We start from the raw sequence: 10,654 nt of genomic DNA, 5'->3' as shown, positions 1-10,654 counted from the left end.
GACCGCGGGTGGCCGCGGGGCCGGGCTCGGCGGCGGCCCGGTGGCGGCGGCCTCGGCGAGGCGGACGAGCCGGGACTCGCAGTGGTCGAGCCAACGGGCCTCGGCCTCCGCCTGGAAGATCAGCTGCTCCACGACGAGCAGCCAGGCGACCTCGTCGCGGTTGGCCGGGACGTCGGCCAGGGCCTGGGCCTTGAGCCGGGTGTAGTCCTGCATCGCCTTGAGCGTGTGGTGGCGCTGGGACTGGATGACGTCCCGGATGTCGACGCCCGGCGCCCCCACGGCCATGGCGAGCTTGATGGCCAGTTCGTCACGGGGCGGACTGGTGCGGTCCACCGGTGTCTCGAACCAGTTGCGCAGTTCGGTGCGGCCGTCCTCGGTGATCGCGTAGAGGTCGTGCCCGGCGTCGTCCGAGCCCTCCTGGACGATCATGCCGTCGCGCTCCAGACGGCTGAGCGTCGTGTAGACCTGCCCGATGTTCAGGGGCCAGGTGGAGCCGGTGCGCGACTCGAACTCGGTGCGGAGCCGGGACCCGTAACGGGGGCCCCGCTCCAGCAGGGCCAGCAGGCCGTGGCGAATGGACATACTGAGTATGTATACCGAGTATGTTCATCCTGGCAAGTCTCGGCGGCGTGGTCCGGCGCAGCGCGACCGGGGGCGCGACGCTCAGATCGCCCGGCGTATACGGAATCCGAGGAAGCCGAGCCCCAGCCCGACCAGCGCGATGCCCGTACCGAGCGAGACCTGCTGCACCCGGCGTACCGACGCGGCGTCCAGAGCCTGTCCGGACCGGGGCGTCGGATCGGTGAAGGCGCTGGACGGCGGGGTGGAGACGGGCAGGTCGACGGGGTCGGCGAGGGTGGCCTCGGGCTCGTCCTCCTCGACGGGCTCCTCGGCCCGCGCCGGCTCCAGCGGCGACAGCGAACGCCCGGGACGCGCCTTGCCCGCCCCGGCCTCGCGCCCGGCCAGGGGTGCGGTCGACCCGGATACGTCGGGGGAAGCGGAAGGGGAGGAGGGCGCCGGCGAGTCGGCCCCGGGCCCGGCGGGGGCCTGCGCCCCGGGCACGGTCGCTGCCGGGGAGGACGGGGCCCGGCCGGTTCCCGACGCTCCGGAGACCGGGACGCCGGACGACTGGGGAAGGGCGGAGGGGAGGGCCGAGGGGGACGCGGAGCCCGACGTTCCGGGATGTGGCGCGGCGGGACGGGAGGGGGCCGCGGCGGCGGGGCCCGACGTCCCGGAGGGCGTGGCGGTGCGGGACGGACTGTCGGGTGCCGGTGCACCGTGGGCGGAGCCGCCCAGCGGCCCCAGCGCCGCTCCGGCCACCGCCATCAGACAGACCGCACACCTCGACGACCATGCGGCCGGAAGTCCTGGAGCCATGAGATCAGCGTCACACGGGCCCCATCATCCGGCATCCCGGACGCGGTATCCGGAAATCCGGGCCCTGATACCGGTCCGGGACGGAGATCTGTGGACCCGCAGCGATCACGTTCGGACGTCTCCCCGTCATCCATGACGGTCGGTGACGCTCGTCCTCACGCGATGCGTAGGCGCTCCGTGCTGTTCCGTGCTGATCTGCGTTGATCTGTTCCGACCCGTGCTCAGGAGGGCTTGCCGGTGGAGACCTGTAGTTCGAAGTGCGCGCCGCGTTCGGAAACAGCCGCGCCGGAGGACGGGAACTGGCCGACGACCTGGCCCTCGGCGTAGGTGTTGCCCTTCTCCTCGATCTCCTTGATCGTCCATCCCGCGGCGGCCGCGCACGCCTTCGCGGACAGGATGTCCTTGTAGACGAAGTTCGGCGCCTGGACCTTCGCCGGGTCGTTGGAGTCCTCGGAGGCGGCCGAGCATTCCGTGGCCTTCATCGTCCGGTTGCGCTCCGGCGGGCGGTACCCCTCCACCTCGCTGGTGCCCGGGTCGCCGTCCTTGCCCGCCTCGTTCTCCTTGCCGTCCTGGAGGGCGATCGCGGTGATCAGGCCGCCGATGGCCAGCAGCGCGACGAGGATCGAACCGACGACGACCGGCATGTTCCGCTTGGAGCCGCCGCCGGTGGTGCCCACGGTCGTCGAGTGCTGTGCGCTGACCGGGTACGGCGGCGGGGTCTGGTGGGCCAGCGGGCCCGGGGCCTGATAGCCCTGGGCCGCCTGCGGGTAGCCGTAGCTCGGCGTGGGCGCCGGGGTCGGCTGGCTGTACGGGCCCGGCTGGTGGGGCTGCTGCGGTTGCGGCTGGTACGGCGTCTGGACGCTGTGGGGCGCCGGAGCGCTCTGGTCGACCGGCGGGAACACCGCCGAGCCGACACCGGAGCCGCTGTTGGCGGGCCCGCCGCCGGCCACGATCACCGGGGCGCCGGTCTGGCCGCCGGTGGCGTTCAGCACGCGGGCGATCTCGTCGCGCATCGCGGCGGCGCTGGGGAAGCGCTCGTTCGGGTTCTTCTTCAGCGCGCGGGCGACGAGGGCGTCCATCGCCGGGGTGACCGACCGGTTGATGCTGGACGGCGCGACCGGCTCCTCCTGCACATGCGCGTACGCGATGGCCAGCGGCGAGTCGGCGTCGAACGGGATCCGGCCGGTGAGCAGCTGGAAGAGCATGATGCCGACCGAATACAGGTCGGACCGGGCGTCGACGCCGCGGCCGAGGGCCTGCTCGGGGGAGAGGTACTGCGGGGTGCCGACGACCATGCCCGTCTGCGTCATCGAGGTGACACCGGACTGCATGGCGCGGGCGATGCCGAAGTCCATGACCTTGACGATGCCGCGCTTGGTCATCATCACGTTGCCGGGCTTGATGTCCCGGTGGACCAGGCCCATCTCGTGGCTGGTCTCCAGCGCGGCGAGCACGTCAGCCGTCACCTTGAGGGCCTTGTCGGCCGGCATCGCGCCGTGACTGCGGATGTCGGCGGCCAGCACCGAGCCGAGCGGCTGCCCCTCGACGTACTCCATGACGATGTACGGCATCAGCGCACCGCCGAGCTCGTCCTCGCCGGTGTCGAAGACGGAGACGATGTTGGTGTGCTGGAGCTTGGCGACGGCCTGCGCCTCACGCCGGAAGCGCTCGCGGAAGGACTGCTCGCGCCCGAGCTCGGTGTGCAGGGTCTTGATCGCGACCTGGCGGTCCAGAGCGGAGTCGTAGGCCAGGTATACGGACGCCATCCCGCCCTCGCCGAGCAGGTCGCGCAGCTGGTAGCGGCCGCCCGCGACCGCTCCGCCCGCGTAGCGGCCCTGTGCGCCGTCCTGGCTCATGACTTGCATCCCCCTCGGCGGCGCGCGGTCGCACGCGGTGTATCTGTCTGACGTGGTTGCGTGCGACGCGGTTCCGTACAACGCGATTACGCGCCAAGTCTGCCGCAGGGGTCCGACACGTCAAGCCGAGTGCCCGTTCCGTGACCCTACGCACAAGAAGCGTCTCGGAAGCGTTACAGGAAACGCATCAAATTCATGTGTAGGACGCGCGGGGCGGTCCGATGATCCTGCCGCAGCGGAACCGGGGTGTCCGGCGGAGGCTGTAGCGTGACGCTGCAATGCAGCAAAGCACCGTGAGAACCCGCGGACGCGCGGACAGATACGACGGCGAGGACTGATGGCACCCGATTCCGAAGCAAACGGCGGCGGAGTTTCGGATGGCTCCGACGCCTGGGGTGTCGGCGGCGTGGTCGGTGACGGACGTTACCGGATGACCTACCGGCTCGGCCGGGGCGGCATGGCAGAGGTCTACGCGGCGGAGGACGTCCGGCTGGGCCGTACGGTCGCGGTGAAGCTGCTCCGTTCCGACCTGGCCGAGGACCCGGTCTCCAAGGCGCGCTTCACCCGCGAGGCACAGTCCGTCGCGGGCCTCAACCACCACGCGATCGTCGCCGTGTACGACTCGGGCGAGGACGTCGTGGGCGGCCAGACCGTCCCCTACATCGTGATGGAGCTGGTCGAGGGCCGCACCATCCGCGATCTGCTCCTGACCGCGGAGGCCCCGCCGCCCGAGCAGGCTCTGATCATCGTCTCGGGGGTGCTCGAAGCCCTCGCGTACTCGCACCAGCACGGGATCGTGCACCGCGACATCAAGCCCGCCAACGTGATCATCACGGATTCCGGCGCGGTCAAGGTGATGGACTTCGGCATCGCCCGCGCGCTGCACGGCGCGCAGTCGACGATGACCCAGACCGGCATGGTCATGGGCACCCCGCAGTACCTCTCTCCCGAACAGGCGCTCGGCAAGGCCGTCGACCACCGGTCCGACCTGTACGCCACCGGCTGCCTGCTCTACGAACTGCTGGCGCTGCGGCCCCCGTTCACCGGTGAGACCCCGCTCTCGGTGGTCTACCAGCACGTCCAGGACATTCCGGTGCCGCCGTCCGAGGTCTCGGACGTGGTGCCGCCGGAGCTGGACGGGATGGCGATGCGCGCGCTGGCGAAGGACCCGGACGACCGGTTCCAGAGCGCCGAGGAGATGCGCGGGCTCGTCCAGTACAGCCTGCAGATGCTCCAGGTGCAGGGCGGCCACACGGGCACGTGGAACACCGGCCCGGTCGCGCTGCACGAGGGGGGTCAGACCCCGCCGCACGGGATGTCCGGCTCCACTCGCGCGATGGGTCACCCGATGCACGGGGACACCTCGCAGGGCCCGATCCTGCCGCCGTACAACCCGGACGACGGGGGCTACGACGGCGGCGGCCGGCGCTCCGGCGGGCGCGGCAAGATGTGGCTCTTCGTCCTGCTCGCGCTGGTCGCGATCGGCGCGGGCGTCGCCTTCGCCGTCAACGCCGCGAAGGACGACGGCGGGAAGAAGGACCCGGTCACGCCGTCCACCTCGGTCAGCCAGTCCGAGAAGGAGAAGCCCTCGGAGTCGCCGTCCGAGGAGGAGGAGAGCGACGAGCCGGAGGATCCGGACACCTCCACCGGCGGCCGGACGCAGCCCAACCCGCCGCCGTGGACCCCGGACCCGACCCCGAGCAAGCCCTCGTTCAGCCCGTCCCCGGACCCGACCGGCACGGACTCCGGTGCGTCGGACGGCAACACCAACGAGGGCAACAGCGGCGAGCCCACCGGTGAGCCCACCGACCCGACCACCGACCCCGGCACCCCGGGCGGAGGCGGTGGCGACGACGGCGGGGCAGGCGACGACGCCGGTACGGGCACGACGCCCGGCGACACGTCCCTCGGAGCCACCACGCCGTAACGCACCACCCGCACGCCCCCTGAGCCCGGCGCGCGCCCTCGTGGCGCGCGCCGGGCTCACACGGTGGTGCGACCGCTTCACTCCGTGAAGGCCGCGCACACCGCCTCGTACTCCCGCGTCCACCACACCGCCAGGGCCGACACCGCGGGGAACTGCGGGTCGGCCCTGCGGTCGTCGAGGCGGTAGCGCCAGCGAAGTATCCAGAAGTCGTTGAGCCGCTCCCACCACACCCGGTGCACGGCGGCCGCCAGCTCCGCGGCCCCCGCCCCGGCGGCCCGCCGGTACGCGCGGGCGTACGCCCGTACCTTCGCGAGGTCCAGCTCCCCGGCCGGGCGGACGAAGAAGATCGCCGCCGCCCGTACCGCCTCCTCGGCGCGCGGCTGCACGTCCAGCCGGTCCCAGTCCACGATCGCGACCGGGTCGGCGCCCCGGTACAGCAGGTTCAGCGGGTGGAAGTCCCCGTGCACCCAGCCGGTGGCGGGCCCGTCCGGGGTGGGCGGGCGCCGGTGGGTGTGCTGTTCGAGCAGGGCGCGGCGCTCCACGAGCCGGTGCACGGCGAGTTCGTCGAAGGCGTCGCGGGGGGCGTCCCGGCCGCCCCGCCCGCGCGCGGCTTCCAGCAGGTCGTCGATCAGCGCGAAGGTGTCGGCGGCGTCCGGGCTGCGGTGCCCCGGCCGGGCGGGCGGGCTTCCCGGGTGAGGGCCGTCGCGCGGCGCCATCACCTGTTCCAGGCCGGTGTGCACGGCCCCCAGGAGCGCTCCGAGCCGACGCGACTGGGAGAGGGTCAGCTGGGAGCCGACCCGGTGGAGGCCGTCGACCCAGGGGTGCAGCGCGTAGCACCGTTCGCCGATCACCGTGACGGTGTCGCCCCGGGCGTCCGTCAGGGGCGGGACGACGGGCACGCCGAGCGACTGCAGGCGCTGGGTGGCGCGGTGCTGGCGCACGATCGCGGCGCGTTCCCCGCTGGCGTCGTCCAGGTGCCTCTTGTCGAGATGGTGCTTGAGGAAGTAGGAGCCGCTCGTGGTGGAGACGCGGTATCCGTGGTTCAGCAGGCCCTTGGTGATCGGCTCGCAGGCGAGCGGCTCGCCCACGTTCGGGTAACGGCGCAGCACCTCGCCGACCGGGGGAACAGGTGGACGAGTGACATATGAGCGCGGCACTTACCAGATGTTAGATCACTCTGCGTGGCCGCTCGGCGGACTTGCGGTCACGCCCGGAGGTGCGCTAAGGGGCCCGGAGGTGCGCTAGGGAGCCTGGAGGTGCGCTGAAGGGCTGGGACTGTCGGAGACCGCCGGGCCGCGGCGCGCCTCAGAAGTTCAGTGTGTGTTCCGTGACGAAGTGCGGATCGACCCGGAGATAGGCCGGGGCGAAGGGCTCCCCGTTGACGGAGACGGGCGGGGCGCCGAACAGTCGCTCCTGCTCGGGGCAGGGGTACACGATCTCGGCGGGGCCGGTGAACTGCACGGACCACAGGTCGCCGCCGCCGGCGCAGGCCGCGTCGTTGTAGTTGTCCGCGCCGTACGCGACGACGCTCCCGTCGCACGCCTCGTGGTGGCCGAAGCCGCCGTGCATCCGCAGCAGGATGCGGCCGTCGCACACGATGTGCCGGGCCACCGTCAGGAACGGCAGGGCCCGCATGCTGGTCGCGAGGCGGCCGTACGGGACGCGGCGGAGCAGTTCGATGGGCTCGGTCCGCTCGATCGTGCCGGCCGGGGCCCGCCGGATCGTCCCGGTCGCGGGGAGTTCGTCGAAGGACATGGATTCCACTGTCCCCCGGCCGTAGGGGCCGCGTAAGAGTCGCCTGCCCCGGGTGGCACGGGACCAAAGTCCCCTGCGGCGCGCGGCTGCTCAGCGGCGCTCGGCCTGGAGCCGCGCGACGTACGCGGCCGCCTGCGAGCGGCGCTCCATGCCCAGCTTTGACAGCAGGCTGGAGACGTAGTTCTTGATGGTCTTCTCGGCGAGGTGCAGGCGCTCCCCGATGACCCGGTTGGTCAGGCCCTCGCCGATCAGGTCCAGGATCTTGCGTTCCTGTTCGGTGAGGCCGGCGAGCTTGTCCTCGCCCTTCCCGTTGCCTCCGTCGCGCAACCGCTCCAGCACCCGGGCGGTCGCCACCGGGTCCAGCAGGGATTTTCCGGCCGCCACGTCCCGTACGGCATTCAGCAGTTCATTGCCGCGGATCGCCTTCAGCACATATCCCGAGGCGCCCGCCATGATCGCGTCGAAAAGCGCCTCGTCATCGGCGTACGAGGTGAGCATCAGGCATTTGATGTTCTCGTCCTGGGAACGGATTTCCCGGCACACCTCCACCCCGCTGCCGTCCGGCAGCCGAACGTCGAGCACCGCCACGTCGGGACGCGTCGCGGGGATCCGCGCCAGGGCGTCCGCGGCCGTCCCGGCCTCGCCGACCACCTCGATGTCCGCCTCGACGGAGAGCAGCTCATGGACGCCACGCCGGACGACCTCGTGATCATCGAGCAGAAATACCGTGATTTTTCCATCTTCGCGCACGATCGCAGTCTCACACACTCGTCACTGCTCCGCTCTTCCCTGGCGCTGATCCGCGGGATAACGTGCCGTTGTTCCGGCGGCCTGCAAGGCTGTTTCCAGTGCCCTGACCAGCAGAGCTTCGCGATTTTTTCGATTTACTTGGAAATCCAAGCAAAATCGCAGGTCAGATAGGGTTTCGCAGTTCTGCGACGCACTGGGTAACGTGCCTATGACAGGGCGCTCGCCGGGGCACCTGTCACGCCTGATTCCGGCCGGCCGGCACCCACCCCGTGCACGGCTCCGGATTCAGGCGAGCCGCACTGGTTTCCGGCAGACCCCGGGGGCCGGACCGACGGAGGAGCACGCACGTGACCGTGGAGAGCACTGCCGCCGCGCGTAAACCGCGACGCGCCAGCAAGCGGACCAGCGCCGCGAAGAAGCCGCAGAGTTCCGATCCCCAGCTCGTACAGCTGCTGACGCCCGAGGGCGAGCGCGTCGAGCACCCGGACTACAGCATCGACCTGAGCGCCGACGAGCTGCGCGGCCTGTACCGGGACATGGTCCTCACCCGCCGCTTCGACGCCGAGGCGACCGCCCTCCAGCGCCAGGGCGAGCTGGGCCTGTGGGCCTCGCTGCTCGGCCAGGAGGCCGCCCAGATCGGCAGCGGCCGGGCCCTGCGCGACGACGACTACGTCTTCCCGACCTACCGGGAGCACGGGGTCGCCTGGTGCCGCGGCGTCGACCCGACCAACCTGCTCGGGATGTTCCGCGGGGTGAACCACGGCGGCTGGGACCCGAGCACCAACAACTTCCACCTGTACACGATCGTCATCGGCTCGCAGACGCTGCACGCCACCGGCTACGCCATGGGCGTCGCCAAGGACGGCGCGGACTCCGCCGTGATCGCGTACTTCGGTGACGGGGCCTCCAGCCAGGGCGACGTCGCCGAGTCGTTCACCTTCTCCGCGGTCTACAACGCCCCGGTCGTCTTCTTCTGCCAGAACAACCAGTGGGCCATCTCCGAGCCCACCGAGCGCCAGACCCGTGTGCCGCTCTACCAGCGCGCCCAGGGCTACGGCTTCCCCGGCGTCCGGGTCGACGGCAACGACGTCCTCGCCTGCCTGGCCGTCACCCGCTCCGCGCTGGAGCGCGCGCGCCGGGGCGAGGGTCCGACCCTCGTCGAGGCGTTCACGTACCGGATGGGCGCCCACACCACCTCCGACGACCCGACGAAGTACCGGGCCGACGACGAGCGGGCCGCGTGGGAGGCCAAGGACCCGATCCTGCGGCTGCGCACGTACCTGGAGAAGGAGAAGCTCGCGGACGCCGCCTTCTTCACCGCGCTGGACGAGGAGAGCGAGACCCTCGGCAAGCGGGTGCGGGAAGCGGTACGCGCGATGCCCGACCCGGACCCGATGGCCCTGTTCGAGCACGGCTACGCCGACGGCAGCTCCCTCGTGGACGAGGAGCGGGCCCAGTTCGCCGCCTACCAGGCATCGTTCGCCGACTCTGCCGAGGAGGGCAAGTAGCCATGGCCGTGGAAAAGATGTCCATCGCGAAAGCGCTCAACGAGTCGCTCCGCCTCGCCCTCGACAACGACCCCAAGGTCCTCATCATGGGTGAGGACGTCGGCAAGCTCGGCGGCGTCTTCCGCATCACCGACGGACTCCAGAAGGACTTCGGCGAGGACCGGGTGATCGACACCCCGCTCGCCGAGTCCGGCATCGTCGGCACGGCGATCGGCCTGGCCCTGCGCGGCTACCGCCCGATCGTCGAGATCCAGTTCGACGGCTTCGTCTTCCCCGCGTACGACCAGATCGTCACGCAGCTCGCCAAGATGCACGCCCGCGCGCTCGGCAAGATCAAGCTGCCGGTCGTCGTGCGCATCCCGTACGGCGGCGGCATCGGCGCGGTCGAGCACCACAGCGAGTCCCCCGAGGCGCTCTTCGCGCACGTGGCGGGCCTGAAGGTGGTCTCGCCCTCCAACGCGAGCGACGCCTACTGGATGATGCAGCAGGCCGTCCAGAGCGACGACCCGATCATCTTCTTCGAGCCCAAGCGCCGTTACTGGGACAAGGGCGAGGTCGACACCGAGTCCATCCCCGGCCCGCTGCACAGGGCCGTGACCGTCCGCGAGGGCAGTGACCTCACGCTGGTCGCGTACGGGCCGATGGTGAAGGTCTGCCTGGAAGCGGCCGCCGCCGCCCAGGAGGAGGGCAAGTCGATCGAGGTCCTGGACCTGCGCTCGATGTCCCCGATCGACTTCGACGCCATCCAGACGTCGGCGGAGAAGACCGGCCGGGTCGTGGTCGTCCACGAGGCGCCCGTCTTCTACGGCTCCGGCGCGGAGATCGCCGCCCGGATCACCGAGCGCTGCTTCTACCACCTCGAAGCCCCCGTGCTGCGGGTCGGCGGCTACCACGTCCCCTACCCGCCGGCCCGGCTGGAGGACGAGTATCTGCCCGGCCTGGACCGGGTGCTCGACGCCGTCGACCGCTCGCTGGCGTTCTGAGGAGAGGGTTCGTGACGACGATGACCGAAACGTCTGCTCGTTTCCGTGAGTTCAAGATGCCCGACGTGGGCGAAGGACTGACCGAGGCCGAGATCCTCAAGTGGTTCGTCCAGCCCGGCGACACCGTCACCGACGGCCAGGTCGTGTGTGAGGTCGAGACCGCGAAGGCGGCCGTCGAGCTGCCGATCCCGTTCGACGGGGTGGTGCACGAGCTGCGCTTCCCCGAAGGGACGACCGTCGACGTCGGCCAGGTGATCATCGCGATCGACGTGGCCCCGGGCAGCGGCTCCGCCCCGGCCCCGGCCGCCGCTCCGGCCCAGGAGCCGGTGGAGGAGTCCGAGGCGGACGCCGAGCCGAAGGGGCGTACGCCGGTCCTGGTGGGCTATGGCGTCGCCGAGTCCTCCACCAAGCGCCGCCCGCGCAAGGGGGCGTCGGCCGCGCCGGAGGCCGCCGCCGTCGCGGCGGCGGTGCAGGCCGAGCTGAACGGGCACGCGGCTG

10 protein-coding genes are annotated in these 10,654 nt (G+C 71.3%); 4 read left to right on the top strand and 6 right to left on the bottom strand.

What is annotated here, in order from left to right; genetic code table 11:
* The 3 genes from CR470_RS31155 to CR470_RS31145 form a co-directional block, all read right to left on the bottom strand.
* On the bottom strand, window positions 1-582 hold a 582-nt coding region (locus CR470_RS31155; RefSeq protein WP_097870828.1), incomplete at its 3' end, for a PadR family transcriptional regulator.
* Between the two features lie 81 nt (window positions 583-663).
* On the bottom strand, window positions 664-1,377 hold the full coding sequence (locus CR470_RS31150) for a hypothetical protein (protein WP_257138973.1): 714 nt from the start codon (window positions 1,375-1,377) through the stop codon (window positions 664-666).
* 221 nt (window positions 1,378-1,598) lie between these two features.
* Window positions 1,599-3,233 (bottom strand): protein kinase domain-containing protein, encoded by a 1,635-nt coding sequence (locus tag CR470_RS31145; protein WP_097870826.1) that lies wholly within the window; start codon window positions 3,231-3,233, stop codon window positions 1,599-1,601.
* 337 nt (window positions 3,234-3,570) lie between these two features.
* Here CR470_RS31145 and CR470_RS31140 point away from each other — a divergent pair, with 337 nt between their 5' ends.
* Window positions 3,571-5,160, top strand: coding sequence for a protein kinase domain-containing protein (locus tag CR470_RS31140; protein WP_097870825.1), 1,590 nt, complete (start codon window positions 3,571-3,573; stop codon window positions 5,158-5,160).
* Between the two features lie 77 nt (window positions 5,161-5,237).
* On the opposite strand, the gene CR470_RS31135 is transcribed toward CR470_RS31140, so the two are convergent.
* From CR470_RS31135 to CR470_RS31125, 3 genes are all read right to left on the bottom strand, one after another.
* Window positions 5,238-6,269 (bottom strand): phosphotransferase, encoded by a 1,032-nt coding sequence (locus CR470_RS31135; RefSeq protein ID WP_097870824.1) that lies wholly within the window; start codon window positions 6,267-6,269, stop codon window positions 5,238-5,240.
* Window positions 6,270-6,465: 196 nt separating this feature from the next.
* Window positions 6,466-6,915: a pyridoxamine 5'-phosphate oxidase family protein gene (locus tag CR470_RS31130; RefSeq protein ID WP_097870823.1), complete on the bottom strand. Its 450-nt coding sequence runs from the start codon at window positions 6,913-6,915 to the stop codon at window positions 6,466-6,468.
* Between the two features lie 90 nt (window positions 6,916-7,005).
* Window positions 7,006-7,665 (bottom strand): response regulator, encoded by a 660-nt coding sequence (locus tag CR470_RS31125; RefSeq protein ID WP_097870829.1) that lies wholly within the window; start codon window positions 7,663-7,665, stop codon window positions 7,006-7,008.
* A 347-nt stretch (window positions 7,666-8,012) separates the two neighbouring features.
* Here CR470_RS31125 and pdhA point away from each other — a divergent pair, with 347 nt between their 5' ends.
* The 3 genes from pdhA to CR470_RS31110 all read left to right on the top strand — a co-directional run.
* The gene (gene pdhA / locus CR470_RS31120; protein ID WP_097870822.1) at window positions 8,013-9,173 is read left to right on the top strand and encodes a pyruvate dehydrogenase (acetyl-transferring) E1 component subunit alpha; all 1,161 of its coding nucleotides are present in this window, start codon (window positions 8,013-8,015) and stop codon (window positions 9,171-9,173) included.
* Between the two features lie 2 nt (window positions 9,174-9,175).
* On the top strand, window positions 9,176-10,156 hold the full coding sequence (locus CR470_RS31115) for an alpha-ketoacid dehydrogenase subunit beta (RefSeq protein ID WP_007447173.1): 981 nt from the start codon (window positions 9,176-9,178) through the stop codon (window positions 10,154-10,156).
* An 11-nt stretch (window positions 10,157-10,167) separates the two neighbouring features.
* A partial coding sequence (locus tag CR470_RS31110) for a biotin/lipoyl-containing protein (RefSeq protein WP_306667822.1) occupies window positions 10,168-10,654 on the top strand: 487 nt, incomplete at its 3' end.

Source organism: Streptomyces sp. rh34 (genome assembly GCF_002551245.1).
In the GTDB taxonomy this organism is placed as follows: domain Bacteria; phylum Actinomycetota; class Actinomycetes; order Streptomycetales; family Streptomycetaceae; genus Streptomyces.
Note: the sequence above shows the minus strand (reverse complement) of the source record. Positions and strands in the feature narration are given on the sequence as shown.